At 71.5% G+C, this 25,366-nt stretch carries 24 protein-coding genes and 2 pseudogenes; 13 read left to right on the plus strand and 13 right to left on the minus strand.

What is annotated here, in order from left to right; all coding sequences use genetic code 11:
- The first annotated feature begins 6 nt into the window (after positions 1–6).
- Complete coding sequence (locus ACFV20_RS13290) at positions 7–882, plus strand: geranyl diphosphate 2-C-methyltransferase (RefSeq protein WP_385655768.1); 876 nt, start codon at positions 7–9, stop codon at positions 880–882.
- A gap of 194 nt (positions 883–1,076) precedes the next feature.
- The gene (locus ACFV20_RS13295) at positions 1,077–1,598 is read left to right on the plus strand and encodes a DUF6281 family protein (RefSeq protein ID WP_385655770.1); all 522 of its coding nucleotides are present in this window, start codon (positions 1,077–1,079) and stop codon (positions 1,596–1,598) included.
- Here ACFV20_RS13295 and ACFV20_RS13300 read toward each other — a convergent pair.
- Positions 1,539–2,714 (minus strand): spore photoproduct lyase family protein, encoded by a 1,176-nt coding sequence (locus tag ACFV20_RS13300; RefSeq protein WP_385655772.1) that lies wholly within the window; start codon positions 2,712–2,714, stop codon positions 1,539–1,541. The genes ACFV20_RS13295 and ACFV20_RS13300 overlap by 60 nt on opposite strands.
- 191 nt (positions 2,715–2,905) lie before the next feature.
- Between ACFV20_RS13300 and ACFV20_RS13305 the strand changes: the two genes are divergently transcribed.
- Positions 2,906–3,514, plus strand: a complete 609-nt coding sequence (locus ACFV20_RS13305) for a hypothetical protein (RefSeq protein ID WP_385655774.1) — start codon at positions 2,906–2,908, stop codon at positions 3,512–3,514.
- 68 nt (positions 3,515–3,582) lie between these two features.
- On the opposite strand, the pseudogene ACFV20_RS13310 reads toward ACFV20_RS13305, so the two are convergent.
- Together ACFV20_RS13310 and ACFV20_RS13315 are read right to left on the minus strand one after the other, a co-directional pair.
- Positions 3,583–3,990 (minus strand): annotated as a pseudogene (locus ACFV20_RS13310) (transposase family protein); the annotation flags it as partial.
- A gap of 7 nt (positions 3,991–3,997) precedes the next feature.
- A complete protein-coding gene (locus ACFV20_RS13315; RefSeq protein ID WP_385655776.1) occupies positions 3,998–4,342 on the minus strand; it encodes a hypothetical protein in 345 nt (114 codons plus the stop codon).
- A gap of 358 nt (positions 4,343–4,700) precedes the next feature.
- Here ACFV20_RS13315 and ACFV20_RS13320 point away from each other — a divergent pair, with 358 nt between their 5' ends.
- Together ACFV20_RS13320 and ACFV20_RS13325 are read left to right on the plus strand one after the other, a co-directional pair.
- On the plus strand, positions 4,701–5,381 hold the full coding sequence (locus ACFV20_RS13320; RefSeq protein ID WP_385655778.1) for a hypothetical protein: 681 nt from the start codon (positions 4,701–4,703) through the stop codon (positions 5,379–5,381).
- A gap of 280 nt (positions 5,382–5,661) precedes the next feature.
- Positions 5,662–6,096 (plus strand): VOC family protein, encoded by a 435-nt coding sequence (locus ACFV20_RS13325; RefSeq protein ID WP_385655779.1) that lies wholly within the window; start codon positions 5,662–5,664, stop codon positions 6,094–6,096.
- Between the two features lie 20 nt (positions 6,097–6,116).
- On the opposite strand, the pseudogene ACFV20_RS13330 reads toward ACFV20_RS13325, so the two are convergent.
- Positions 6,117–7,130: pseudogene (locus ACFV20_RS13330) on the minus strand (alpha/beta hydrolase family esterase); the annotation flags it as partial.
- Between the two features lie 341 nt (positions 7,131–7,471).
- Here ACFV20_RS13330 and ACFV20_RS13335 point away from each other — a divergent pair.
- Positions 7,472–8,926, plus strand: coding sequence for a 3-hydroxybutyrate oligomer hydrolase family protein (locus ACFV20_RS13335; RefSeq protein ID WP_385655781.1), 1,455 nt, complete (start codon positions 7,472–7,474; stop codon positions 8,924–8,926).
- A gap of 28 nt (positions 8,927–8,954) precedes the next feature.
- Here ACFV20_RS13335 and ACFV20_RS13340 read toward each other — a convergent pair whose 3' ends face one another.
- Positions 8,955–9,611, minus strand: a complete 657-nt coding sequence (locus ACFV20_RS13340; RefSeq protein WP_385655783.1) for a DUF1326 domain-containing protein — start codon at positions 9,609–9,611, stop codon at positions 8,955–8,957.
- Positions 9,612–9,723: 112 nt separating this feature from the next.
- Positions 9,724–10,560, minus strand: a complete 837-nt coding sequence (locus ACFV20_RS13345) for a DUF2182 domain-containing protein (RefSeq protein WP_385655785.1) — start codon at positions 10,558–10,560, stop codon at positions 9,724–9,726.
- Between the two features lie 167 nt (positions 10,561–10,727).
- On the opposite strand from ACFV20_RS13345, the gene ACFV20_RS13350 reads away from it, so the two are divergent.
- Complete coding sequence (locus tag ACFV20_RS13350) at positions 10,728–11,234, plus strand: hypothetical protein (protein WP_385655786.1); 507 nt, start codon at positions 10,728–10,730, stop codon at positions 11,232–11,234.
- Positions 11,235–11,283: 49 nt separating this feature from the next.
- On the opposite strand, the gene ACFV20_RS13355 is transcribed toward ACFV20_RS13350, so the two are convergent.
- Both ACFV20_RS13355 and ppk2 read right to left on the minus strand, forming a co-directional pair.
- Entirely contained in the window at positions 11,284–12,099 is an 816-nt protein-coding gene (locus ACFV20_RS13355) for a beta-glucanase (protein ID WP_385655788.1), read from the minus strand.
- Between the two features lie 123 nt (positions 12,100–12,222).
- On the minus strand, positions 12,223–13,026 hold the full coding sequence (ppk2, locus tag ACFV20_RS13360) for a polyphosphate kinase 2 (protein WP_385655790.1): 804 nt from the start codon (positions 13,024–13,026) through the stop codon (positions 12,223–12,225).
- A 255-nt stretch (positions 13,027–13,281) separates the two neighbouring features.
- On the opposite strand from ppk2, the gene ACFV20_RS13365 reads away from it, so the two are divergent.
- Positions 13,282–14,307, plus strand: a complete 1,026-nt coding sequence (locus ACFV20_RS13365; RefSeq protein ID WP_385655792.1) for a 6-phosphofructokinase — start codon at positions 13,282–13,284, stop codon at positions 14,305–14,307.
- A gap of 39 nt (positions 14,308–14,346) precedes the next feature.
- Here ACFV20_RS13365 and ACFV20_RS13370 read toward each other — a convergent pair whose 3' ends face one another.
- Entirely contained in the window at positions 14,347–15,234 is an 888-nt protein-coding gene (locus tag ACFV20_RS13370) for a universal stress protein (RefSeq protein WP_385655794.1), read from the minus strand.
- 290 nt (positions 15,235–15,524) lie between these two features.
- Between ACFV20_RS13370 and ACFV20_RS13375 the strand changes: the two genes are divergently transcribed.
- From ACFV20_RS13375 to ACFV20_RS13385, 3 genes are all read left to right on the plus strand, one after another.
- The gene (locus ACFV20_RS13375; protein ID WP_385655796.1) at positions 15,525–15,926 is read left to right on the plus strand and encodes a hypothetical protein; all 402 of its coding nucleotides are present in this window, start codon (positions 15,525–15,527) and stop codon (positions 15,924–15,926) included.
- A gap of 557 nt (positions 15,927–16,483) precedes the next feature.
- On the plus strand, positions 16,484–17,707 hold the full coding sequence (locus tag ACFV20_RS13380) for an NlpC/P60 family protein (RefSeq protein WP_385655798.1): 1,224 nt from the start codon (positions 16,484–16,486) through the stop codon (positions 17,705–17,707).
- Positions 17,708–17,794: 87 nt separating this feature from the next.
- Positions 17,795–18,031, plus strand: a complete 237-nt coding sequence (locus ACFV20_RS13385; RefSeq protein WP_385655799.1) for a hypothetical protein — start codon at positions 17,795–17,797, stop codon at positions 18,029–18,031.
- Between the two features lie 50 nt (positions 18,032–18,081).
- Here ACFV20_RS13385 and ACFV20_RS13390 read toward each other — a convergent pair whose 3' ends face one another.
- Both ACFV20_RS13390 and ACFV20_RS13395 read right to left on the minus strand, forming a co-directional pair.
- Positions 18,082–19,146, minus strand: coding sequence for a fatty acid desaturase family protein (locus ACFV20_RS13390; protein WP_385655801.1), 1,065 nt, complete (start codon positions 19,144–19,146; stop codon positions 18,082–18,084).
- A gap of 156 nt (positions 19,147–19,302) precedes the next feature.
- The gene (locus ACFV20_RS13395) at positions 19,303–20,826 is read right to left on the minus strand and encodes an alpha/beta hydrolase (protein WP_385655803.1); all 1,524 of its coding nucleotides are present in this window, start codon (positions 20,824–20,826) and stop codon (positions 19,303–19,305) included.
- A 122-nt stretch (positions 20,827–20,948) separates the two neighbouring features.
- Here ACFV20_RS13395 and ACFV20_RS13400 point away from each other — a divergent pair, with 122 nt between their 5' ends.
- Positions 20,949–21,893: a MerR family transcriptional regulator gene (locus tag ACFV20_RS13400; RefSeq protein ID WP_385656097.1), complete on the plus strand. Its 945-nt coding sequence runs from the start codon at positions 20,949–20,951 to the stop codon at positions 21,891–21,893.
- A gap of 63 nt (positions 21,894–21,956) precedes the next feature.
- Here ACFV20_RS13400 and ACFV20_RS13405 read toward each other — a convergent pair whose 3' ends face one another.
- Positions 21,957–22,760 (minus strand): phosphatidate cytidylyltransferase, encoded by an 804-nt coding sequence (locus ACFV20_RS13405; protein ID WP_385655805.1) that lies wholly within the window; start codon positions 22,758–22,760, stop codon positions 21,957–21,959.
- Entirely contained in the window at positions 22,757–24,514 is a 1,758-nt protein-coding gene (locus ACFV20_RS13410; protein WP_385656099.1) for an aminotransferase class I/II-fold pyridoxal phosphate-dependent enzyme, read from the minus strand. The genes ACFV20_RS13405 and ACFV20_RS13410 overlap by 4 nt, the downstream gene beginning before the upstream one ends.
- 177 nt (positions 24,515–24,691) lie before the next feature.
- On the opposite strand from ACFV20_RS13410, the gene ACFV20_RS13415 reads away from it, so the two are divergent.
- Positions 24,692–25,312 (plus strand): LysE family translocator, encoded by a 621-nt coding sequence (locus tag ACFV20_RS13415; RefSeq protein ID WP_385655807.1) that lies wholly within the window; start codon positions 24,692–24,694, stop codon positions 25,310–25,312.
- Positions 25,313–25,366 lie beyond the last annotated feature (54 nt).

Consider the following 25,366-nt stretch of genomic DNA (forward strand, 5'->3'; position numbering starts at 1 on the left):
CTCTCTGTGACCACTGAAACGACCTCCACCGCCACCGCGAAGATCCCGGCCCCGGCGACGCCGTACCAGGGAGACATCGCCCGGTACTGGAACAACGAGGCGCGGCCGGTCAACCTGCGCCTCGGTGACGTGGACGGTCTCTACCACCACCACTACGGCATCGGCGCCGTCGACCACGCCGCGCTGGGCGACCCGGCCCACAGCGAGTACGAGAAGAAGCTCATCGCGGAGCTGCACCGGCTGGAGTCGGCTCAGGCGGAGCTCCTCATGGACCACCTCGGGCCGATCGGCCCCGACGACACGCTCGTCGACGCCGGCTGCGGGCGCGGCGGGTCCATGGTCATGGCGCACCGCCGCTTCGGCTGCAAGGTCGAAGGCGTCACCCTGTCCGCCACCCAGGCCGAGTTCGGCAACCGGCGCGCACGGGAACTGCGGATCGACGACCACGTCCGCTCCCGCGTGTGCAACATGCTCGACACGCCCTTCGACAAGGGCAGCATCGCCGCCTCGTGGAACAACGAGTCGACCATGTACGTCGACCTGCACGACCTGTTCGCCGAACACTCCCGCTTCCTGAAGGTGGGCGGCCGGTACGTGACGATCACCGGCTGCTGGAACCCCCGCTACGGCCAGCCGTCGAAGTGGGTCTCCCAGATCAACGCCCACTTCGAGTGCAACATCCACTCCCGCCGCGAGTACCTGCGGGCCATGGCCGACAACCGGCTCGTACCGCAGACGATCGTCGACCTCACTCCGGACACCCTGCCCTACTGGGAGCTGCGGGCCACGTCCTCGCTGGTCACCGGGATCGAGGAGGCGTTCATCGAGTCCTACCGGGACGGCTCCTTCCAGTACGTCCTCATCGCGGCCGACCGCGTGTGAGTCCCACCTCGCGGGGCCGGGGGCCATCGGGTGCGGCCCCCGGCCCCGCGAGGTGCGTCCGTGCCCGGCGGACGTCCGAACGAAGACCACCTCCGCTCCGTCGGTGTTGATGAGACACAGGAGTGGCATCGCCGAGCCCGGACCTGCTCCGGACTCGGAGGTGCCGGTCCGGGATCCCCTCTGGAGGTCGGTTCATGAGCTGGGCCCAGCGATCCGTGATCGCACTGCTGACGGCAGCCGCGGCGGCGTCCGTCTCCGCCTGCGAGCCGGCGGAGGACAGCGGCGAGGCCGCGCCGTCATGCGTCCACGTGGTGACCTACGAAGGGCGTACCTACCGGGATGTGGCCAACGTGGAATTCCGTCACGGCGCCGGACTGGGCACGGCGACCCAGCCGCCCTGCGACGACACCGGTGGCCGGAACGAGGGGGAGGACCGTTCCACGAAGGAAACCGCCTACGCGGTGGACGGCGTCTCTCCCGACGTGGCCATCGCCGTCGGTGACGCACCCGACGACGTGCGCTTCGTCGCGGTCCACTCCGGCAGCGAGCTGCCCCCCGAACCCGCCCCGTCCGTCGCGCGCACCGCCGTCAGCGTGCGGGCGTGGGGCGAGGCCGCGGAGCGGCCGCGCGAGGAACTGCCGGGCCGGTTCCGCCGCTCAGAAGGCGTACCGCACCCGCAGCCACGGCGCACGGCGGTCGATCAGCGTGCGCAGTGACCGCACGGCGTCCCCCTTGACGCCGTTGCGGTAGCGGACGTTCAGGGCGCCGTTCTCGGAGCGCTTGGCCTGCTGGAGGTCCGGCTGCCACAGGGCCTCCTCGGCCCGGGGGTGCCAACCGAGGTTGACCTCGTGCAGCTCCTGGTTGTGGGTCAGCATGATCACCTCCGCGGCAGCCTGCTCCTTCACCCGCCGGGGCAGGACGTCGTCGAGGTGGGTGAGCAGATCCGCCCAGGCGTCCTGCCAGCCGGGGCGGATGACCACGGGGGAGAGGTTGAAGTGCACCTCGTACCCGGCGTCGAGGAAGTCCCCGGCGGCGCCGATCCGTGCGGCGACCGGGGAGGTGCGTACGTCGAGCAGCCGGGCGTCGTCCGGCGGCATCAGCGAGAACCGGATGCGCGTGCGGCCACGCGGGTCGAGGGTCAGCAGGTCGGGGTTGACGAACTTGGTGGCGAACGACGCCTTGGCCGTGGGCCACTGCCGGAAGGCGTGCACGAGGTCCGCGGTGTTGTCGCAGATCAGCGCGTCGACCGAACAGTCGCCGTTCTCCCCGATGTCGTACACCCACGCCTCGGGGTCGCACTGGTTCGGCTCGGGCTTGCGCCCCTGCCGTGCCACGTGCCGGGCGAGGTGGGCGATGATCCGGTCCGTGTTGGTGAAGACGGTGACGGGGTTGGCGTAGCCCTTGCGCCGGGGCACGTAGCAGTAGGCGCAGGCCATGGCGCAGCCGTTGGACGCGCCGGGGGCGATCCAGTCGGCGGACCGGCCGTTGGGGCGCGTGGTGAGGGTCTTCTTCTCACCGAGCACCAGCGTCTCGCCCTTGATGCGTACCCAGCGTTCGATGTTGCCCTGGTTGCCGTGCAGCCCGGGGATGCGCCAGTGCGAGTCGACCATGGTCAGCCGGGCGTCGGGAAAGCGGGCGCTGATCTGGCGGCCCCGCGGGGACGCGGCGGCCGCGGGCTCGGCGTAGATCTCCCGCACGGGCAGCATCCGGCGCGCCTCCGGGGAGCTGCGGAACGAGGAGGAGTGATCGGCCGAGGCGGGGCCGGGGGAGAGGGCGTCGAGCCCGAACAGCGCGCCGGAGTCGTCCTCCGGGCTGTCGGGAGGGTGGTGCATGAACGCTCCCGTACGGCTCGTGCGAGGGAGTAGGGGGCCTTCCGGGTGAGAGGCTCCCGTCACTCAACTGTACGGGGACACAGCGCGTCCGCGGTGCGGCGAGCCGACGCCGTGAGCCGAGACCGTCCGGAGCCCCGCCCGCGGTATCCCCCGGCTCCGTGCCACCGACGCGGAGCTGCGACGATGCACCGGTGGACAGCTTCTCGAACCTCAGCGGACCGGCCCGCGACGGGCAGGATCACCCGCGCCCCGGACGCGCCGAGCCCGGCCGGTGGCCGATGCTGGAGTCCGCGCTCGCCGCGGTCAACCGCGACCTGACGGCGACCCTGCCGGACCGGGAACCGCTGATCCTGATGGTCGACCCGCCCCGGCAGGCCGTGTCCCCGGACCAAGACGACAGGGGCCAGGTCTACGTGGCGATGCCCGACGGCCGCTGGCACGGCGACGCGGTCGACGCGTGGGATGCCGAGGAGGGCGCCCCCGCGGAGCCGTACGACGAGGCGACGGTTCTGACAGCGGTCGCGGACGCCGCACAGTCCACGATCATGGAGCTGCTCCGGCAGGTCTGGCCGGTCTGTCGCGAACACAAGATCGGCATGCACCTTCGTCGCACGAGGACTGCCGACGACCGGTGCCCGGAAGAAACGGCCGCGCCGGGCCCGCCGGTGTGGTGGTGCCCGGGCCGCCGGGACGACAGCGGCCACGACGTCTCCCCGGTAGGTGAGTTGGCCGCGACCCTGCCGGGCAAGCAGCGCCGGGCCCTACGGCACAGCGAGCGCCGACGAAACGGCCGACGCTAAGGGCTGTCCCGTACATGATCTTCTGGCGGCCTCGGGCATGCTGGGCCGCCGTGCGGCCCACTGGCCTGTCCGGCGAGGGCGATGTGCATCCGGGCGATGCCGAGCATGGCGTGGTGGACGCCGTCTCCTTTGAGGCGGCAGTCGCGGAGGACCTTGCAGTCGTTGCGGTTCCCGGCGAGCGGTCGGCCGACTATGACGACCAGGCGGGTGTCGGCGTCGAGGTCGATGATCCGGTCCGCCGCCGACTTCGACACCCCGAACAGCGGGGCAAGCTGCCGCATCGTGAGGTTCGTCCGCCAGTAAGCCGCTACCAGCAGGGCCCGGTCCTCCAGCGGAAGGCTCCACGGCCGTCCCCTGCGGACCACATCCGCCCCCTCGCGCCGCAGCACCGTTACCAGCTTCCCGAACTGCCGCGGGCTGAGCCCGGTGAACGGGGCTGTCCGCGACGGCTCCGACGCCGTGATCACACCAGTCACTGCGTGATCATTCCACTGCTTCAGGTGCCTCCTGCTCGAACGCGATGCGGCAGCGTTCCACCTGGTCGGCCACCTGCTCCATGAACCAGCGCATGATCTCGTAGGGGACAACACGCTCGTCAGGACTGTAGACGCGAACGGTCGGTTGCCGATTCGGGTCCTCCTCCGGGACGAGCGCTACCAAGAAGGCAGCGCCGGGCAAGTGGGTCACCGCGGCGTTGGGGTCCTCCGCACCCGTGGCCGGCGCAGGCACAGCCTCGCTCAGCTCCACGGCCCAGGCATCGTCAGGCAACGCGTAGTGGAACAGGACGGCGTAGTGACGGCCTGCATGTTCTCGCAGCTCCCATGGCATGTCAGCAGGCTGCCACACCGGCCGCGTCGGACGCTCGCGGGTATCCCGGCCCTCACCTGGGCCCCACCCAGCCAGCGTTTGCGGGACAGCCCTTGGACACGCCGAGATCCCTTTCACCACGCCCCCGGAAACTCCCGGCGGAACAGTAGAAAACGATCTGCATGAGCAACTGAGCAGACAGAGCCAGTCTCCCGGCGGACAGAACAGGACTTTGTGCCCGTCGGCCTTCTCCGGCTAGTCAGTGTGGGCGCAGCGCGTGCCCTGCACGGGCCGAGGCCCCACGGGGCGCGAGAGGAGACGCGTGCGACCACATCGAGTGCGTCTCAGGCCCACCCGGCCCCGCCCGGTGCGGAGGCGGGTGCGCCCTCCGGCGAGGGCCGAGACGCCCGAGCCGGAGGTGCCCGCGGCGCCGTCCCGTGGCGGGCGGGCGGCCGACTGGAACGGGGCAGCGACGCTACTGACCGGCATCGCGGCCGTAGCCGGACTCTTCTTCACCGGGATCAGCACCTACTACGGCTATCAGACGGCCCGCGATCAGCTGCATCAGTCCGTACAGGACGACTACGAGCTGGACAGTCGGCAAGCCGAGCGGGTGTCGGTCTGGGTCAAGCGGGAGAAGAACGGCGGCGCCGGCCTGGTCCTCACCAACCGCTCGCGCTCTCCTGTCTCCGACGTCTACCTGAAGGTCAGCGCCGTTCCCGGAGCCTCCCAGAAGAATGCGGCCCAGGTGTACGTCGCACCCGTGCTGCACATCCGCGCTCTGCCGCCCTGCTCCGCCGTGTCCCTCCCCGCCGAGGTGGTCCGTGAGGACATCGGCCGGGCGTGGACATCTGACACCGCGCTCGACGTGGAGACACTGTGGTTCCGCGATGCGGAGGGCCGGCCATGGAGACGTGAACACACCGGCGCACTCGCCCACGGCTGGGGCACGCCCGAGGAGAGGGACGAGCCGACGTTGAGCAACCGGTTGCACCCCCCGCTGCGGCAACAGGTCACCGACGCTCATCGCCCCGTGGAAGGCTGCGGACCGGACGACTAGCGTGAGCTCCGGGCCGCACCCGAAGCTCACTGACCCTCGACGGACGGCCTCACCTCACGTCAGGTGGCGGTCCAGGAATTGGCATCCGTCCTCCAGCTCGAACGACGGGGTGCCGGTGTGAGGTTGGCGTACAGCGTCGTCTCCTTGCTGCCGAAGGCGGCGAACAGGTCCCGTCGCACGGCCTCCGGAAAGCCGGCAGTGGTCGCCGAGTCCCGCCAACCGGATGTCGGGCGGCGAAAAAGGAACGGCCCATGCGGGAGACCACTGCTATCGTGCGGCGATGCCGTCGATCAAGCAGTTCCAAGTGACCTTCGACTGCGCCGAACCAGCGCGACTCGCCGCTTTCTGGTGCGAGGTGCTGGGGTACGTCGTGCCGCCGGTCCCGGAGGGGTTCGCCACGTGGGAGGACTACCACCGCTCGCTGCCGCCCGAGGAACAGGTCGTCTACTTCGCGTGCAGTGATCCCTCGGGCGTGGGGCCGCGTCTGCTGTTCCAGCGCGTGCCCGAGGGCAAGGTCGTGAAGAACCGCGTCCATCTCGATGTGCGCGTCGGCACCGGACTGGTGGGCGAGGAGCGCCTCGCCGTGCTGGAGGCCGAGTGCGCACGCCTCGTCGCACTCGGCGCCGTACACGTCAAGACGCTGCTCGCCGATGACGACAACGAGTCATGCATCAACATGCAGGACATCGAGGGCAACGAGTTCTGTCTCGACTGACAGGACGATCACTGCGCACGGTCCAGCCCCCAGAACCGGGCGGTGTGGTAGCTGGAGCAGATGGTGTCGAGGTAGTAGGTGCCGGAGCTGCCGCACTGCTCGGCGCCGTTGCCCGGGTCGACGGCCAGTCCGTGCCTCATGCCCGACACGGAGTACACCTCGACGGCGGGACGTCCCGAGGTGTCGTCGTACACGCTCAGCGTGGTGCCCCCGCCGAGGCTCTCCGTGCGGGAGGGCGTCTGGCCGATGCCCCACACGTTCGTCCACTGGTCGCGGAGTTCCGTGGCGTTGGCGGGCCGCACGGTCGTGTCGGCGGTGCCCTGCCAGATCGCCACACGCGGCCAGGAGGTCGTGCCGGCCGGAGCGGCGGCGCGCACCGACTGACCCCACTGGGCGGGGCTCTTGTCCGGCGGGGCGTACATACAGGTGTAGGCCGTGACCAGGCTGCTCGCGCAGCGCGCCGGCATACCGGAGTCGATGGCCCCGCCCGCGAAGACGTCCGGGTAGGCCGCCAGCAGGTTCGCCGTCATGGCGCCGCCGGCGGACAGGCCGGTGATGTAGACGCGCCGGGTGTCGCCTCCGTACAGCGCGATGGCCTTGTCCACCATCTGCTTGATCGACAGTGCCTCGCCCTGACCGCGTCCGCTGTCACCCGGCTCGAACCAGTTGAAACAGGAGTTGGGGTTGTTGGCGCTGCCCGTCTGGGGGAGGACCAGCGCGAAACCGTAGGCGTCGGCGAACTTGGGCCAACCGGAGTGCGCGTCATAGTCGTTCGCACTCTGCGTGCAGCCGTGCAGGGCGACGACCAGCGGGGCACCGGCGGGCAGCGAGTCGGGCGCGTAGGTGTACATGGACAGGTTGCCGGGGTTGGTGCCGAAGCCGGTGACCTGCGTCAGACCCGCGGCGGATGCCTGAGGGCCTGCGCCGAGCAGGCCACCGGTCAGGGCCAGAGCACCGGCGGTGGCGGTGGCCCAACGGCGCACGCCCCGGGCGATGTTCAGCGGGAACCGGAACGGAAGACGTGTCTGTCCCATGACGACTGCCTCCTGATGTGGGGGGGGACTCTCCGGTACCGGCAGCCGGTGACCGGGCCAGCATCATCGGGGTTCGCGTGCCGGCGCCGGCATGGAGGCGACAGCTACCAGTGGTGAGAACTTGTGTGACGGCAGAACATTCCCGGCCCGTGCGGGCTCATGTAGGGCAGCAGCCCGTCGGCCCGGCTCCACGCCGGGCGCCGCGACGATCCGCCTCCTCGCCCGGTGGTGTCCCCAACCACTGCACGGCTCCGGACGATGGTCGGCAACCCCATATGCCGTGGTGAAGCTGCGTCATAGCCTTCCGCGCACTTCCCTTACGCGACGCGGAGGTTCACGCCATGCGTTTCTCGTTTGGCCCTGGGGCACGTTCCTGGAGACGCGGCGGGCCGGCGGCCCTCGCGCTGGCCGCCCTCACCCTCGCACCCGGCCCCGCCTCGGGAGCGCCGGTGAGTTCGGGCGGCGGACTCTGCGCGCGTGCCGACCAGGTGCGCGTACCGGGGGCGGAGCAGCAACGAGCGGCCTGCCTGGAGGAGTTGACCACGGCCGGCACCGTGGCCTCGGGCCACACCGACCCGGCGGACTGGGCGGGCCTCACACCGAGGGACCTGGCCGTACCCAGCGGCGTCCCCGGAGTCCAGATCGACGGCTACTTCCCGGACACGTCCACCACCAACACCAACAACGGATGGCAGCACGACGCACAGTTCGTCATCCGGCTGCCCGACCGGTGGAACGGCGGCCTGGTGGTCGCCGGCACCCCCGGCAACCGGGAGCAGTACGCCAACGACCGGGCCATCGCCGACTGGGTGCTGTCTCGCGGCTACGCCTACGCCGCCACCGACAAGGGCAACACCGGCCCGGCCTTCTACCGCGACGGCGAGGAACCGGGCGACGCCATCGCCGAATGGAACAGCCGCCTCACCCAGCTCACCCGGGCCGCCCGTGTCACAGCCGCCCGGCACTACCACCGGCCCCCGTCACGCACCCTGGTCACCGGCATGTCCAACGGCGGATACCTCGTGCGCTGGCAGCTGGAGAACCATCCCGGACTCTACGACGGGGGAGTCGACTGGGAGGGCACCCTGTGGCGCACCGACGGCCCCACCCTGCTGGACTTCCTGCCGGAGGCGCTCCGTACCTACCCCGTGTACGCAGCCGGCGGCCAGGAAGCCGACGGGGCGCACAGAGCTCTGCACGCCGCCGGCTTCCCAGCCGGTTCCGAGTTCCTGTGGCCGTACCACCACAAGATCTACTGGGATCTGACCCAGCGCATCTACCGTGAGGAACTGGACCCCGGTTTCGACGGCACGGCCGAGGCGGGGACGCCCTTCTGCGCGCCGGGCACTCCGGCCTGCGACGCCGACTACGACTATGCGGCCCGGCCCGGCGAAGTCCGCGCAGCCGTGCAGAAGATCGCGCTGACCGGCAGGATCGGCAAACCGTTGATCACCGTGCACGGCACCCTGGACGTCCTGCTGCCGATCTCCCAGGACTCCGACGTCTACGCCCGTATGGTGCGCCAGGCCGGCCGGGGTTCGCTGCACCGTTACTACCGCATCGAGGGCGGCACCCACACGGACGCCCTCGTCGACACCCACCCGGACCGCCTGCGTCCGCTCACGCCGTGCCATCGCACGGCCTTCACGGCACTGGAGAACTGGCTCAGCCGGCCAGGACACCGTCCGCCCGCCTCCGGCACCGTCCCGCTGCCTCCCGGAGCGGACCCGGCGACCCTCCTCGACGCCTGCCCCTTGACGGGCCGGCCGGACGCCACCCCCGCGCTCAGGCCCTGAACGGCCCGACAGGCCCTGCGGGCGCCGCTCAGTCGGGTCCGGTCCAGTCGAAGGGGAAGTGCTTGCTCGACTTTCCCGAGCGTTCCCAGGAGAAGCCGAAGGCGTCGGCGCGGTCGGTGGTGGCCCGTCCCCAGGTGGCGACCTGCCCCGGTCCCACCTCGGCGCCCGGGGCGTTGTGGAGTTGGACGCGACCGCCCTCCGGTGCCGTAGGGCCGGTGAGTGCTTCGGCGGTGGCCGTGACCCGGCCGGGTATCTCCGCCCGCCAGGTGGCGAGGTCCTCGTCGATCTCCACCCGGATCGGCGCGAACTCCATGCCGCGCATCTCGGGCCGGAGCATCTCGCCGAACCGTGCCGGCCAGCCTCCCGCCGCACCGCCGAAGACGGTCCCGAGCGCGGCGCGCTGCCGGTCGTCGGCGCGCTCGTCGAGGAAGACCGCGGCGTACGCGTCACTGTGCTCACCGGCCCAGACGTTGCCCGTGAACGCGCCGAGCATCAGCACATTGAGGTCGTCGAGGCGCACGTCGCCGTAGTTGCCCTCACGGATGTGCCAGACCAGCACGCCTTCGCAGTCACCGTAGGTCGGCGGCTGCGCGAACGTGCAGGGGCACGGTATGGCGCACTTGCACACGTCGAACCAGTCGCCCGCCAGATGCCAGCCGGTTCGGGCGCTGTCCTGTTCGGTCATCTCGCATCCCTCCCGTCGAGCCCGAGGGGGCTCTTTCGGAGTGGCGAGACCGCGTGTCACGAGCCCGCACGCGGATCGCGAGGCGGCCTCCCTTCCAGCCTGCCGCACGCAGTCACATGCCGTCCATCGACGGCGCGGAATCCTGCAGGCCCGGCAGCAGCCAGTCCTGGGACGGCGCCAGCACGGCGAGGACGAGGAACACGACACCCACCACTCCGGCGAGCAGCGGTCCCCGTGACCACAGCTTCTCCACGAAGATCACCACCGCCAGCCCGGCCATCGCCGCCACGTTCATGACCCCGAGCGGCACGAGGACGACCATCAGGCCCGCGCAGCAGCCGACGCAGTAGGCGCCGTGGTGGAGGCCCACCCGCAGATCGCGGGCCGGCCGGCGGAACCCCGCGTAGCGGACCAACTGGCTCATGGGGTCGCGGCAGTGCCGCAGACAGACGTTCTTGAGCGGCCCGAGCTGGTAGAGGCCCGCCAGCAGGAAGGCTGCCGCCCCGATCCAGCGTCCCGCCGTCGGGTGATCGGCCACCAGGTCGCCGGTGACGTCCAGAGCGACGTAGGCGAGCAGCCCGAACGCCGTCCACACCAGCAGGTAGCCGCCCACGAACTCCACGGTGTGCCCTGCCCGGCTCCACCCGGAGGACCGGCGCCCGATGCCCCGGGCCCAGGTGAGGGCGACCGGGGCCATGGACGGCAGCATCATGGCCGCCATCATCGTCACCCAGAGCAGCAGGAACAGCGGCAGTGCCAGACCCATGGTGCCGGGCTCCACGCCCATGTCCCGGGCCTGCCCGACGGTCAGCACCCAGGCGGGCACGGCGATCAGGACGATCAGCGACCAGGCGACCGCGAGCTCCCGTGCCGGCAGCAACCCCCCACCCGCTCCGGTGGGGGCGGGCGACCGGGCCGAGACGAGGACGGAACTCCGGACATGCCGCATCGGTGCACTCCCTGCGTACCACCCCAGCACAGCACGCCCCTCGCCCCACCGCGACTCCAGTCCATGACGTGCCCTGACCTGGGTAAGCTACCGCTCGGTAATCGTCACCTGCCGCCTCGGGAGCGGCCCCCCCCACGGGTCATCGACGACAGAAGGACGGAGGGCGCTTGTCCGACCTCGACTTCTACGCCCATGTCGCCACCCGCGCGGACGTGCTGGGCGTCGGCATCGGCACGCGGCCCGCCGAGTGGGAGGCCGCACTCGGCTCCGATTTCCTCGACGTGCCGGACGGGGAACTGCTGCGCCGGGACTACGGGCTCGTGGAGCTGTCCTTCCAGAAGGAGGACGGTGCCTGGCCCTGCTTCGGGGTGAGCGTGCGGGTCCACCGGCTGCGACGCGACACCGAGGCGTCCGTACCCGCTGCCCTGCGCGGCGCGTACGGCCCCTTCGCCCCCTCGGCGCGCTTCGAGCACCTGGCCGCCGCGATCACAGGGCTCGGCTGCGCGATCGCACCCGAACCGGACGAGGACGGCCCGGCCGGGGGCATCCGCCGCTACCGCGTGCCGGAGTCCGGCGTGAGGATCTTCGTGCGCGTGGACGAAGAGGCGCAGGGGTGGGCTGGTGAGGTGTGGAGCCTCGGCTTGTCTCCCGCGTGGTGGCGCGAGGAGCGCTGATCAGGTGGTCTGTGCTGGTTCCTGTCAGGGAAGCCGGCCGGGATCCGGCTCAGGGCGCGGCGGATTCCCCCTCAGGCGTGTGCGTCGGCCGTTCCTCCCCGGTGGCGGCGGGCACGTCCCGGTCACCGGCTTCGGATGTGGCGTCAGGCGCGGCGTCGACCGTGGCGGGCCGTCGTACGAGCAGGTGGCTCACCTCGTACGACATCTCGGTCGTCCCCTGCCGGGGCGCGGGGTGGTATCTCCCGGCACACACGGAGAGGTTGACGATGAGGTAGGCGTGCCATCTTCGGCCCACGCCGCGCCCGTCGGTGAAGACGGGCCTGCCGTTGAGCCACCAGTCGACCGACCGGGTGCCGAACACGGTCCGCAGGTCCACCCAGGCGCCCGGGCGGACCGCCTCGTCGCGGTGGTAGCGATTGGTGCCCCGTACATGGTTGGTGAATTCGAGGAGATCGGGGTTGTCCGGGTGGTACTCGAAGATGTCGATCTCCTGGTCACCGTCGCGCCAGGTCCAGATCGCGGGCCAGGCGCCGATCTCCTTCGGCAGCCGGACACGCGCCTCCAGCACGTCCCCGGCTCGGACGGTGAACCCTTCCTCGCTGCCCTCGGTGGTGAGCAGCCCCGTGTTCCACCGGCCGTCTCGTCGCCGTCGCGCGCGGAAGACGCCGGATCGGCTGTAGTCGGCGTCGGCCACGAGGTAGTCGAGCTTGTCGTCGTGCGGGTTGACCGGGCCTCCGCCGGGATAGGCCCAGGAACGGCCCGCCACCCATTGGGTGGTGGAGGTGAAGTCGGCTGTGAAGACGACCGGCGTGGCCAGAGCGCGGCCGGGAGCCGGAAGCGAGCCGGCCGGTAAGGGTTCGGTCATAGCGAATGTCTCACCGGCCGACGGCCCGTCATGCTCCTGATCTTCCACCAAGGGCATATTTGACCCGTAAGAGTGACGATGGGGTCATCCGCGATGAATGCCGCATCCGCCGGTCCGGAACGCTCACAGCCCCGCGGCATGGTCGGGAACGTAGGTCTGCAGATCACGCGGCGGGCGCTCATAGCCGGTCGAGGGGGGCCGTTCGGGGAGCTCCAGCACCGGCGGGGGCACCTCGTGGTACGGCACGGATCGCAGCAGGTGGGCGATCATGTTCAGCCGTGCGCGGCGCTTGTCGTCGCTCTCGACGACGTACCACGGTGCCTCGCTGATGTCGGTGTGGACCAGCATCTCGTCCTTGGCGCGCGAGTACGCCTCCCAGTGGGTGATCGACTCCAGGTCCATCGGTGAGAGCTTCCAGCGGCGCAGCGGGTCCTCCAGGCGCTTGCGGAAACGCTCCTGCTGCTCGGTGTCGCTGACCGAGAACCAGTACTTGCGCAGCAGGATGCCGTCCTCGACGAGCATCCGCTCGAAGATCGGGCACTGGCGGAGGAACAGCTGGTACTCCTCCTTGGTGCAGAACCCCATCACGTGCTCGACACCGGCCCGGTTGTACCAGGACCGGTCGAACAGCACGATCTCCCCGGCGGCCGGCAGGTGCTCGACGTACCGCTGGAAGTACCACTGGGTGCGTTCGCGCTCGGTGGGCTTCGGCAGCGCGGCGATCCGGGCGACGCGCGGGTTGAGGTGCTCGGTGACCCGCTTGATGGTCCCGCCCTTGCCGGCCGCGTCGCGCCCCTCGAACACGATGACCAGACGGGCTCCCTCCGCCCGCACCCATTCCTGGAGCTTCACCAGCTCCGTCTGCAGGCGGAGCAGTTCCTTCTCATAGACCTTGCGCGGCACCTTCGCCGCCTTGCTGTCCGTCATGCCGTCTCCCGCTCCGGGACTCCTCGGGACGCCGTGCAGGCACCGTACTGGCGTGCGGGCACGCCCGCACCACGGACGACGGGGGCACGCGAGGCCAACCCGGCCGGGGCCCGGGGCGGCGGTCTTCGAGTGGCCACCGCGGACGGAACCGAGGGAGGCTGGAAGCGAGGCAGCGGTTCCCGCGCCCCGGCTGCGTGCCGCGGTGGTCACGAGGGCCGCCCCCGGACGGAGCGCGCGGCGAACGGGAGAGGACCCATGAAGGTCGGAGTGCTGACCGGTGGCGGTGACTGCCCCGGCCTCAACGCCGTGATCCGCAGTGTCGTCCGCAAGGGCGTCCAGGAGTACTCGTTCGACTTCGTCGGCGTGCGCGACGGCTGGCTGGGCCTGCTCAAGAACGATGTCGTCCCGCTGGACATCGCCGGTGTGCGCGGGATCCTGCCGCGGGGCGGGACCATCCTCGGGTCGTCCCGCACGAACCCGTTCAAGCACGACAACGGCCTGGAACGCGTCCACGGGACCCTCGCCGCGCACGAGGTGGACGCGCTCGTCGTCATCGGCGGAGAGGACACCCTGGGGGCGGCCACGGAACTCAGCCGGCAGGGGATCAACCTGGTCGGCGTGCCGAAAACCATCGACAACGACGTCACCGGGACCGACTACACCTTCGGCTTCGACACCGCGGTCGGCATCGCGACCGAGGCCATCGACCGCCTCCACACCACCGCCGAATCCCACATGCGCGCCCTGGTCGTGGAAGTGATGGGGCGCCACTCCGGCTGGATCGCCCTGCACGCCGGCATCGCGGGCGGCGCCAACGTGATCCTCATCCCGGAACGGCCCTTCGACATCGAGCAGGTCTGTGAACAGGTGAAGAGCCGGTTCCAGATCAACTACGCGCCGATCGTCGTGGTGGCCGAGGGCGCCGCCCCCAAGGAAGGGCAGCTGATCGTCAAGGACCAGTCGCTGGACGAGTTCGGACATGTACGGCTGTCCGGCATCGGCGAATGGCTGGCCCAGGAGATCTCCGCGCGCACCGAGAAGGACGCCCGCACCACCGTGCTCGGGCACATCCAGCGCGGTGGTACTCCGAGTGCCTTCGACCGATGGCTGGCCACCCGCTTCGGGCTGCACGCGATCGACGCCGTCCGGGACGGGCACTTCGGCTGCATGGTGGCCCTCGAGGGCACGCGCATCGTCCGCGTGCCGCTGGCGGACGCCACAGCGCGGAACAAGGTGGTGGATCCGTCGCTGTACGACGAGTTCGAGGTGTTCTTCGGCTGAACCGTCACCCGCCGTGCGGCACGACCGCGAGCTAAGCCGTCACCCGCCGTGCGGCACGACCGCGACCGGACAGCGGGCATGGTGCAGCACGGCGTGCGCGACGGGACCCAGCCGGCCCTCGGGCGCCCGCGGATCGGTACGGCGCCCCACGACGAGCAGGTCCGCGTCCCGGGAGGCGTTCAGGAGCGCCTCCGCGGCATGGAGCAGCATGAGATCGGTCGCCACCCGCACGCGCGGATACTTCTCCTGCCACGGCCGCAGTGCGTCGGAGAGACCCAGCACCTCCTGGTCCTCCCAGGTGGCCCGGTCCTCCTCGGTCACCACGAAGGTGCGGGAGGAGACGGATTCGGCGGGCAGGGCCCAGGCCTGCACCACGTGCAGGCGTGCCGCGCGTGCGTCGGCGGTGCGGAAGGCGAAGTCCGCCGCTTCGCCGCCCGGCCGGTGGGCGTCGAAGCCCAGCACGACGTGACCGGTGTCGCGCGACGGGGACGTACCGTCGGCGAAGGCACCGGCCGGGGGAGGGACGAGCACGACGGGACACGGGGCCGCCGCCGCCATCCGCAGGGCGACCGAGCCGACCACCAGATCCCGGAAACCGCCGGTGCCGCGGGAGCCGACGACGAGCAGCTCGGCGGCGCGTGACGCGCCGAGGAGAGCGAGGTCAGGGGGATCGTCCGCCTGCTCGCCCCGTACGTCGAGGTCCGGATGGCGGGCGGTGAGGCTCTCGACCGTCCGCCGCACCAGCCGGGCGCCCATCACGTGCAGGCGTTCCAGCGCCGGGCCCGGAACGGTGGGCCCCGCGAGCTGCGGGGACACGTGCAGCAGCCGCAGCGCCGTGCCGCGCAGGGCGGCCTCCCGCGCCGCCCAGCCGGCCGCTGCCGCCGCGCACTCCGATCCGTCGATGCCCGCCAGAACAGGGGGACGCATCCCGGCCTCCTTCGCCCGGCCCGCACCTCGAGGGCGCCGTCTCTCCTCGTCTCCACTGTTCCACGCCGGGACCACTACGGCGCCCGGGCCGCGGGGGACCGGACCGCGCAGACGAAGCACCGGCCGGGACCTGAGCCCCGGCTACGACGCGGTCGGGCGGTCACCGGCCGTTCACGAACCTCACCCGTCACGGGTGAGCACCCGGCGCGGGCCGCCGCCCATGATCGGAAGGGCAGCACGACTCGCCGGACGACGCGGGAGCCGTACGACGCGGAAGTGAGGAAGCGGACATGGCAACAACCGCCCATCATCGCTCGCGGAGATCCGAGGCGACCGCCGGAGGGCTCGTGACGTTCGCGGCCGTCCTGCTGTTCGTCGCAGGCATCCTGGATCTCTTCCGGGGCATCATGGCCATCGCCGACGACGACGTCTACCTCTCCACACCCAACTACATCTTCCAGTTCGACCTCACCGGCTGGGGCTGGATCCAGCTGATCCTCGGCGTGGTCGCGCTGGGCGTGAGCGCCGGCCTCTTCTCACGCGCGCTGTGGGCCAGGGTGGTCGGCGTGGCCATCGCGGCACTGCTCATCGTCGCCAACTTCCTGTCGATCCCGTACTACCCGGTGTGGTCCCTCGTCCTGATCGCGCTGTACGCCTTCGTCATCTGGGCGCTGTGCGTCGTACGGGAGTGACGTACGGCCGGGGCAGTGGCCGGTGTGGCTCAAGGGGCCACCTGCGGATCTCGCCTGGAAGGCGGGCCATCCGCTCTGCGGTGAGCGGCTGCTGAGGAAGCGTCTCAGGCCTGGCTTGACAGACTGCCGGGGCTGAGTGCGTCGTCGTCGTTCAGCTGGGCCAGCAGCCCGCTGGCCAGGTACGGCTCCAGAAACGTCAGGGTCGTGGCGCGCTTGCAGGCGATGCGATCCGCCGGCACTGATGGTGCAACTCGCAGTCCTCGTGGGCCTGGGCGGTGGTCTGCTCGCCCGGCTCGACAGCGTCACCTAGAGACTTCGAGGCGGCTACGGACGGTCACGGCGGCGGGGTGAGAGGGGCGCAAGTCACAGAAGCATAAAGGGCATTCGCGACGTCGATCTTCACGGAAGGCTCACAAGTTGGTTAAGTTGGTTACCGCGTGCACGACTTCTGTCGATGGACAGGTGGTTCTCGTACGCTCTCGGACGGAAGGAGTGCCTTTCCATGGCGCTGGAACGAACCCCGCTCCCCGGAGTGACCCACTTGGGTGGTGCCCGCGTTGGCGACTGAGAGTGAGGGGCCGAGCCCCGACGAGGTCCGGCGGCGGATCAACGACCTCTACGACCGGGCCGAGAGCGACACGGGCACCTTCAACGCGACCCGCGCCCTTGCGATCCCGCGTCAACGAGGTGCGGACACCCAAGGCCGGTCCGAGGAGGACATGGAGCCGGCGGTCGGAAGCTTCGCCCGCCAGTGGTTCGACGCCGCCCGCGCCAAGCTGGGCCCCTCCGTGCCGGCCTGGCACGCGCAGCGGAAGACACCGGCCCGGCCCGACCGTGCGCCCCAGGCAGCGCGACCCGCGCGTCCCGCGGAGCGGCCCGCGGAACTCCGTGCCCTCGAAGCGCCCAAGGCGTCCACCAGCGGTGCGCGGGAGCTGACCGCCGGATCGATCCCGGCCCTGACCCCGGTGCCGGCCCCGGCCACTGAGCTCCTCCCCGAGCTCCCCGGCCCACGTGCCGCCGACGCTGCGGCAGGAGAGCCCCTGCCGGTCGCAAGCGTCCCGGCAGGCGACGCGCCGTCGGCCTTCGGCGGTGACGTGGCGCCGTGGCCGCTGTACGAGCCGGCACCAACGCCCGTACCGGCCGCGCCCGTACTGGCAGCGCCCGTACTGGCAGAGCCCGCACCGGCAGCGCCCGTACTGGCAGCGCCGGCACCGGAGACGTTCGCACCGGGCCCGGTCTGGGAGTCCGGCCCGCAGCCCACCGCGCCGTATGTCTCACCTCCGTCACCGGGCCCCACCGCCTTCCACAGCGACGGTCCAGCGGTCGAAGTGACAGCCCCGTTCGGCGACTTCGGGCTTCCCGACATCCCCCCGCCTTCGCCGGTAGCGACAGCCCTGGTCGCCGAACCGGCCGGCGGCCACAGCACACAGACCCAGCGGGTCATCGCCTTCGCCCGTGCCCAGATCGGCCGCCCCTGCGTATGGGGCGCGGTCGGGCCGGGTTCGTACGACGCTCCCGGTCTCACCCAGGCCGCGTGGAAGGCTGTCGGCGTCATGCTTCCCCGGAGCACCCAGGCCCAGTGGGGGGCGGGGGTGCAGGTCCCGCTCGCCGATGTCCAGGTCGGGGACCTGGTCTTCTTCCATGACGACCTCAGTCACGTCGGCATCTGGAGCGGCGACGGCATGATGATCCACGCCCCGGGTCCGGGAGCGCTCATCTGCGAGGAGTCGGTGTTCTTCGCCGGCCGGTCGGCGATCAAGGGCGTGATCCGCCCGGTCTGACTCCTGGTCTCTGCCGTCGACGGGCCGAGGAGAAGTGAGGGGCGGGATTCCGCCGTGTCCCTGTGAAATCAGGGCACTTGAGAGCTCATGACAGTGCCCAAACCACTGAAGACCGTCCTGTTCGTCGTGCTGGCCTACGTCCTCATCGTCTTGATGATGCGCTACCGAAGGGAGGGCATGGAATGGGACCAGGCGCTGCTGATGGGGCTCCTCGTCACGCCTCTGGCCTTCCTGCTCTCATGGGGTCGGGACCGGCTCATGGGCAAGGCACGGGGAGCGGGCGAACGGGCGCGGGCCCGCCGCCGGGGTGAAGTGGCGGAGTGACACCGGGCGGAAAAACGCCCGGCCCGGCCCTCGCTGCCGAGCAGTCCGGGTCAGTCCTCCGCCGGGGCGCGCAGCGGCTCGCCGACGCTCCTGAGGTGGCGCAGCGCCTCCCGGTGCGAGGCGATCAGCCCGGTCTGGTGGTAGGGGATGCCCAGCTCCGCGCAGTACCGTTCGGTGATGGCCTGGGCTTCGGCGAGCGCGGGGGTCGGCATGCTGGGGAAGAGGTGATGCTCGATCTGGTAGTTGAGCCCGCCCATGAAGGCGTCGACCAGTGCGCCACCCCGGACATTGCGCGAGGTGAGGACCTGGCGGCGCAGGAAGTCCAGAGAGGTCCCCTCCTCGATCATCGGCATCCCCTTGTGGTTCGGTGCGAACACGGAACCGAGGTAGATCCCGAACAGGCCCTGGTGGACGGCGAGGAAGAGAAGCGCCTTGGCGGGGGAGAGGGCGGCGAAAAGTCCGCCGAAGTACACCACGAAATGCGCCACCAGCAGTGAGCCTTCCAGTGCCGGCTTTTTCATCGACGGACTTTTCAGCGCCCGGAAGCTGCTGAAGCTCAGATTCAGCCCTTCCAGGGTCAACAGCGGGAAGAAGAGCACGGCTTGGTGCTTTCCGAGAAAACGCGGCAGCCCCCGGGCGGTGCGCGCCTGCCGACGCGACCAGACGAGAATGTCCGGTGAGACGTCCGGGTCCTTCCCCTCGTGATTGGGGTTCGCGTGATGCCGGGTGTGCTTGTTCATCCACCAGCCGTAGCTCATGCCGAGCAACAGGTCGGCGACCAGCAGGCCCCCCGCCTCGCTGGGCCGCCGACCGGAGAAGACCTGCCGGTGAGCGAGGTCGTGGGCGGCCAGTCCGAGCTGGCCGAAGACCACGGCCAGGGCGACGGCGACGAACAACTGGCCCCAGGTGTCTCCCAGCGCGATGAACGCGCCGACGCACCCGGCGAGCGCGAGGGCGACCAGACCGAAACGGACCGTGTAGTACAGCGGACGGCGCCGGAGAAGCCCGGCCTCGGCTATACGCCGCGACAATTCCGAGAAGTCACTCCCCTTGTTCTTCCTCTGTCGTTCTCCTCGCGTCGTCGGGCCTGCCGGAAGCACCAATGAATGGGTCATGGTGCTCAGTATCGAAGTCATTCTCCGACGGCAGAATGGTGTCCGCCCCCTGCACGAGGTGGTGCCAGCGCCACCACGGTTGCGGGGGGAAGACCGCAGCAGCCCGCCGATCGCCGTCCGTCACGGCGCTGAGTCCATGGCCGTGACCCGGGGGCGTCACCTGGTCAGGTGGGTGATCACCGAGCGCATCGCGCGGCGCATGGCCGGGAGGGTCTCCTCCGGTGGGTCGACGGTTTCGAACGCGTGCCGGCCGTCGGGGACATCGACCAGTTCGAGTCGCGCCGCGCAGTCGCCGGCCGCGGTCACGAACGTCTCGACGGTCGATGCGATCTCGGGTGACTCCTGCCCGGCACGCAGGAGGACGACGGGCAGGGATCCCGCCTGCCGGACCGCCCGGGCGGGATGGAAGCGGGTGCCGGCCATGCCCCAGGCGGGAAGGGGAGCCAGGATGGGGTAGGAGGCGGCCAGGCAGCGCAGCCAGGCGGGCGGCTGCGTCAGCCAGTCCGCGGTGAGGGGGCCGCTGCCGGAGAAGAACCACAGGGCGATCCGGTCGGCGTCCACCCGGGGGTCGGCCCGCACCCTTTCCACCCCTGCGGCGATGTCCGCGGCGGCACGGTCGTAGTCCGCGACGTCGTGGAGACGGTGCTCGAGACTCACGCCGACCATGCCCTCGGCGGCGGCCCAGCGGGCGTACCCCACCAGGGCCGGCCACTCGCGCGGGCGCGGCCGGGCCCCGGCGGGCACCGGTCCGCCGTGCACGAACACCACGGCCGGTCGTGGGCCCTCGCCCTCGGGGACGTACAGATCGACCGGGCCCCGGCGGTCACGAACAGGCCCCGGGACGTCGATGGGGAACGGGCGCAGGTGGGCGGGGGCCGGCGCCTCACCGCCGGACGGCCGCAGGCGGTGCCCCTCACCGGCGGCGGCCCGCAGCAGCACGTCCGCCAGTGCGGCAGGACTGGACAGCATCGGCCAGTGCCCGGTGGGCAGTTCGAAGAAGGTGACCTGAGGTTGCGTCAGAACGGCCAGCGCGGGATCACCGAAGTCGACGAGTCTTTGCACCAGGTCGATGGTGGCGCCGTTCCGGGCACACAGCACGCCGGTGACGGGGACCGCCGCGACCGCTCCGGACAGCCGCAGCGGCTGGACCAGGGTGCCCAGCGGTTGCGGAACCGCCAGGGCGGTCAGCCGCGCCAGCTCCGCCTCACCGACGCCGTCGGTGCTGCCCCAGCGTTCCCACTCCTCACGGGCCGGTGGCGCCAGCACTCCCTCGTGCTCGCCCGCCTCGGCGCGTTCGACGAGCTGCGCACGCAGCACCTGGTCCGGTACGGCGGCGAGCGCCGGCACACCGTTCTGCGGCATCCCGCTGTCCAGGTGGACGACCCGCGCGATGCGCTCCGGCCGCCGGTCGGCCGCGCCGATCACCGGGTGGATCCCGTAGTCGTGACCGACGAGCACGATGCTCCGCCCGGACGTCGCGTCCACCGCGTCGATCGCCGCGAGCACGTCCTCGATGTGCGTCTCCAGACCGACGCGGGACGCCGTGGCGGGGCGGTCCGGGTCGATGCCCGTCAGCGGGACGGCATGCGCCGTGCCGCCCGCGGCGACCAGCCGCGCGGCGGTCTCCTGCCAGACATGGGTCCCGGTGAACGCACCCGCCACCATGATGAACACGTGCACAAAGTCCTCCCCGGACTTCTCTCGTGACGCCGCGCCGGTCGCGGACGTCGTCGTCCGCGGGCCACGGCGTCCGCCCGGCCCGCGCACCGGTACCGTAGGAACTCCCCCAGAGGGAGGTTCAACTGTCCACTTCGCATGAGCTGTTGTGGAGCATCGGGGAGCTCGCCGAGCGCGCCGGTGCCACCGTGAAGACCGTCCGCTTCTACTCCGACCAGGGCCTGCTCCCCGAAGCCACCCGCAGCAGCGGCGGACACCGCCGCTACGGCCCTGTGGCCCTGGAACGCCTGCGGCTGATCCGTTCCCTGCGCTCCCTCGACCTGCCCCTGCCCGAGATACGCCGCGTCCTCGACGACGAGGAGACCGCCGGCCGTGCGCTGGAGAGCGCCCTCGACAGCCGCCTGAGCGAGCTCGGCGGCGAGCTGAAAACCCTGCGCTGGCGCGAGGCAGCACTCCAGTCGGTGCGCGCGTGCCCGCCGGATCAGCGCGCCGCTCGGGTGAGACTGCTCGGTGCGCTGAACACCCCGCCGAGCACCGCACCCCTGGCCAGATTCTGGCGAGCCTGGCTGCCGGCACGCATGCCGCGCAAGGCGACCGCGGCATTCCTGGAGGCGGCCGTTCCCCAGCCGCCGGACGAACCGCACCCCTCCCAGGTACTGGCCTTCGCCCGCCTGCACGCGATGACGACAGCGCCCTGCACGGACGGCCGGCAGCCCCAGCCGGAGGTGCACCGAGTGGCAGGGGCCGACGGCGCCGTCCTGCTGTACGCGGGCCTCGTCGAGGCCTTCGAACTGGCAGCCCCCCACCTGCGCCGGGCCCGTGCCCCGCAGCCGGGCGAGGCCCTGGACGCCTACGTCGCGGCCTACGCGAGCGCGTACCGCAGCCGTGACACCCAGGACTTCCGCCGCTCACTGGCCGCCCGGCTCTCGGCCGAAGCGCGCCTGAACCAGTACTGGGAACTGGCCGCCGTCGTCCTGACCCCGCCGGGCAGCAGCCCGCACCCCACCCCGGGTTCCGCGGACGACTGGCTGCGCACGGCACTTCAGCTGGACAACGCCAGAGCAGCGTGAGCCGGGGCAAGCCCAGGCGCCGGCAGCACCCGTCCGGGTTCCGCTCCGGGCACGCCGGCCCGGTCACCCCAGGACGACGACCACCGCCAACGCCCCCACGAGCGAGTCGATCCGGTCCAGCAGCCCCCCGGCCCCCGCCAGCCACCGTCCCGAGTCCTTGACCCCGGCACCGCGTTTGACCAGGGACTCCACCAGGTCGCCCACCGGCCCGCCGACGGCCACCGCGGCCGCCGCCGGCCAGCTCCACGCCGACAGCAGCGCGAGGACGGCCAGACCCGCCGCCGCGCCGCACACCGTTCCGCTCCACCGTTTCGCCGGGGACAGCGGCGACAACCCGGGCCCGCCCAGGCGAGGTCCGGCGAAGTACGCCACCACGTCGCCCACCGACACCGCAGCGAACAACGCCAGGCCGAGCGTCCCCAGCGGCGCCAGCCCCGCCAGCACACCCAGCCACACCAAGCCGAGCAGACCGGTGCCGAGCCGCCGCAGGCCGTCCTCGGCATCACCGCTCAGCAGCGGCAGGGCGACCAGAGCCAGCGCCCCGACCGCACCGACCCGCCAGAGCTGGTCCGGCATCGACACAGCGGCGACGATCACCCCCGTCACACCTGCCGCGAGCACCACCCGGTCGGCCCCGGGCAGCCGGGTCAGCGCGCCGAACTCCCCCACCGCCACGACCGCGACAGCCGCGGCCAGCAGGGCGATCCCGGGCCGCCCCCACCAGAACGCGGCCGTCACCACCGGCACACCCACCGCCCACGCACACCACCGGCCGACCAGCTCGCGTCGCCGCGACGCCCCCACCAGCACACCGCTCGCCAGCAACGCCCCGCCCAGCCACGGAGCCAGCGCGGCCACCGAGGTCACCGTGCCACCCCGGCACCCGGCAAAGCGGTGCACCCCGCGTGCAGTTCACCGAGAGCGGCCCGACAGGCGGCCACGATGCGGGCGTTCTCGCCGGAGTCACGTACCGCCACCCGCACGGCGCGCCCCTCGTACGACGACGACAGCGGCGACAGGTCCCGCAGGTACACACCGTGACGCCGGCACGCCGCGACCAGGGACGCGGCGCTCGCACCGCCCGGTGGCAGCGTCAGCGTCAGGAAGTTGGCCACCGACTCCTCGACCGTCACCGAAGCGTCCACAGCGGCCAGATCGGCGGCGAGCCCTCGCCGCAGCTCGTGTGTGCGCCGCAGCACGCCGGTGTAGTACGCCGGGTCGCGCAAGGCCGCCACGGCGGCCAGTTGAGCCGGCAGCCCGACCGCCCACGGCGGGGTCCACCGGCGCAGCTCCGCGGCCGTGTCCGCCTCGGCGACCAGGTAGGCGGCCCGCACACCGGACAGGGCGTACGTCTTCGACATCGAGGTGCAGACCACCACACGCGGGTCCCTCGCGGCGAACGCGGCGAGCGACTCGGCGGGATCCACGTAGCCGAGGTACGCCTCGTCGATCCACCACCGGGTCCGCTCCGGGGCCGCGCCGACGACCGCGCGCAGTTCCGCGGCCGGTGCGTGGCGTCCGGTCGGATTGTTCGGGTTGACCACGACGACCAAGTCGTACGCCCCGTCGGCCACGACCGCTGACAACCTGGCCGGGTCGATGCGCCAGCCCTCCTCGCGCCGCAGCCGGAACCGGTCCACGCGGCAGCCGATCACCCGTTCCGTGACATGCGCGTACTCGCCGTAGCCCGGGTCCAGCAGCAGGACCCGGCTCGCCGGCGTCAGCCACCGGCCGAAGGCCCGGAAGATCAGGTCGGAGGAGCCGGCGCCGACCGCGAGTGTCTCCGGGGGCAGACCGCGGACCGCGGCGAGCTCCGCGAGCAGGCCCTCCGCACCGGTCGGGGGTGAGGTGCGGGCGACCCAGCCGGCGTCGTCGGCGAGCACCGCGCGTGCCCCGGGGGCCGGCGGGAACCAGGCGTCGAGCACGTCCGCCGCGACCACCTCGTGACGCCGCTCCAGCGTGCGGAAGTCCGCGCCGATCGCGGTGAACGAGGCCCCACCGTGCTCGCAGCCGTCCGGCCGGGGCGCGAACGGCGCGTCCAGCCGCCAGTCCACCCCGGCCGCCAGTCGAGCCACGGTCGCCGCATGCCGACCGGCCGCCCCCCGCGACAGCTCTGCCACGTCCCCGGTGAGCACGTCGAAGGCGACCGCCCCGCAGCGGACGGTACGGCCGACGGGACGCAGACCCGCCGCCCGGTACATGCCGATCAGATCGGTGCGGCCCATCGCCACCACCCTCCGCCCGCCCCGGGACGCGATCCAGCGCAGCGCCGCGTACATCAGCAGTGCCCCCGCGGCCCCGGAGCGGGCGCCGGGCTCGACGGTGAGCAGGCGGACCTCGAAGACCTCGGCCTCGTCGAGGAGCGGAAGCTCCGCGCGGGTCAAATACTTGTCCAGCCCGTACCGGCCGACCCACGGCGGCGTCACACTCACGAATCCGATGCGCTCCGCACCCCGAGCCGCGACCAGGTAGACGTTGTCGCCGTCCAGCCCGTCGACGAGCCGCCCTTCCTCATGGGGCGCGTGCTGGCCCAGCTCCTCCGCGTAGACGCGGTGCCGCAGTTCGTGAATCCAGGGCAGGTCGCCGGGAGCGGCGGAACGCAGGGTGAGGGCGCGGGCCATCGGAACCTCTTCGTAGGCAGACAAGGGCGGTCCAGTGTGGCTACGGACAGTCCGCGGGGAGCAGGGGAGGACAGCTCGGACGGTCTGAGTACGCGTACTCAGGCGCTTGAGCTCTCCCGTGCGATCACTTGCGCGCAGGAGATCCGGCCGCACGCGGCGGAATGTGAGACTGAGGGCATGCTCATCGAGTTCCTCACGGCGGCCGGCGTGCTCGCCCTGCTGACCATGGTGCCCGGGCCGGACATGGCCGTCGTGACGAAACGGGCGGTCGCTTCCGGAGGGCAGGACGGGCTGCGAACGGCCGGCGGCATCACCGCGGGACTGCTGATCTGGGGGCTGCTCACGGTGGTCGGCCTCGCCGCCGTCCTGGCCGCCTCCGCCACCGGCTACACGGTGATCAAACTGGCAGGAGCCGCCTACCTGGTCCTCCTCGGCGTCCAGGCGCTGCTCCACAGCCGGCGTGCCCGGACGCCGGGCACCGACACCCTCCCCGGAGCCCCCACGGGCAACCCCTGGCGGACCGGCCTGGTCACCAACGTCTTCAACCCCAAGATCGCAGTGTTCTACACCGGCCTGCTCCCGACGCTGGCCCCGGCCGGGCTCTCCCCGCACACGGGTATGGCCCTCCTGGTGCTCCTCCACGCGGCGTTGACCGCCGTGTGGCTCGGCGGCTACGTGATGCTGCTGGCCAAGGCGCGCGTCTTCTTCCACAAGCCCGCCGTGCGCCGGGCCATGGACCGTGTCACCGGCGTCGTCCTGATCGGCTTCGGCCTGAAGGTCGCCACGACGCACCCCTGACGGGCGACGCCGAGCCTGGTTCGCCCGGGACGGCGGGTCCGGGGACCGGGGCGT

It is taken from the genome of Streptomyces sp. NPDC059696 (assembly GCF_042733745.1).
Classification (GTDB): domain Bacteria; phylum Actinomycetota; class Actinomycetes; order Streptomycetales; family Streptomycetaceae; genus Streptomyces.

What these genes read in the sequence shown, in the direction of transcription:
- ACFV20_RS13415 (WP_385655807.1), top strand. Translation starts at nt 24,692, where the DNA reads ATGCTCATCGAGTTCCTCACGGCGGCCGGCGTGCTCGCCCTGCTGACC.
- ACFV20_RS13410 (WP_385656099.1), bottom strand. Translation starts at nt 24,514, where the DNA reads ATGGCCCGCGCCCTCACCCTGCGTTCCGCCGCTCCCGGCGACCTGCCC.
- ACFV20_RS13375 (WP_385655796.1), top strand. Translation starts at nt 15,525, where the DNA reads ATGGCAACAACCGCCCATCATCGCTCGCGGAGATCCGAGGCGACCGCC.
- ACFV20_RS13345 (WP_385655785.1), bottom strand. Translation starts at nt 10,560, where the DNA reads ATGCGGCATGTCCGGAGTTCCGTCCTCGTCTCGGCCCGGTCGCCCGCC.
- ACFV20_RS13385 (WP_385655799.1), top strand. Translation starts at nt 17,795, where the DNA reads ATGACAGTGCCCAAACCACTGAAGACCGTCCTGTTCGTCGTGCTGGCC.
- ACFV20_RS13300 (WP_385655772.1), bottom strand. Translation starts at nt 2,714, where the DNA reads ATGCACCACCCTCCCGACAGCCCGGAGGACGACTCCGGCGCGCTGTTC.
- ACFV20_RS13390 (WP_385655801.1), bottom strand. Translation starts at nt 19,146, where the DNA reads ATGACCCATTCATTGGTGCTTCCGGCAGGCCCGACGACGCGAGGAGAA.
- ppk2 (WP_385655790.1), bottom strand. Translation starts at nt 13,026, where the DNA reads ATGACGGACAGCAAGGCGGCGAAGGTGCCGCGCAAGGTCTATGAGAAG.
- ACFV20_RS13295 (WP_385655770.1), top strand. Translation starts at nt 1,077, where the DNA reads ATGAGCTGGGCCCAGCGATCCGTGATCGCACTGCTGACGGCAGCCGCG.
- ACFV20_RS13365 (WP_385655792.1), top strand. Translation starts at nt 13,282, where the DNA reads ATGAAGGTCGGAGTGCTGACCGGTGGCGGTGACTGCCCCGGCCTCAAC.
- ACFV20_RS13335 (WP_385655781.1), top strand. Translation starts at nt 7,472, where the DNA reads ATGCGTTTCTCGTTTGGCCCTGGGGCACGTTCCTGGAGACGCGGCGGG.
- ACFV20_RS13315 (WP_385655776.1), bottom strand. Translation starts at nt 4,342, where the DNA reads ATGCCATGGGAGCTGCGAGAACATGCAGGCCGTCACTACGCCGTCCTG.
- ACFV20_RS13325 (WP_385655779.1), top strand. Translation starts at nt 5,662, where the DNA reads ATGCCGTCGATCAAGCAGTTCCAAGTGACCTTCGACTGCGCCGAACCA.
- ACFV20_RS13355 (WP_385655788.1), bottom strand. Translation starts at nt 12,099, where the DNA reads ATGACCGAACCCTTACCGGCCGGCTCGCTTCCGGCTCCCGGCCGCGCT.
- ACFV20_RS13370 (WP_385655794.1), bottom strand. Translation starts at nt 15,234, where the DNA reads ATGCGTCCCCCTGTTCTGGCGGGCATCGACGGATCGGAGTGCGCGGCG.
- ACFV20_RS13340 (WP_385655783.1), bottom strand. Translation starts at nt 9,611, where the DNA reads ATGACCGAACAGGACAGCGCCCGAACCGGCTGGCATCTGGCGGGCGAC.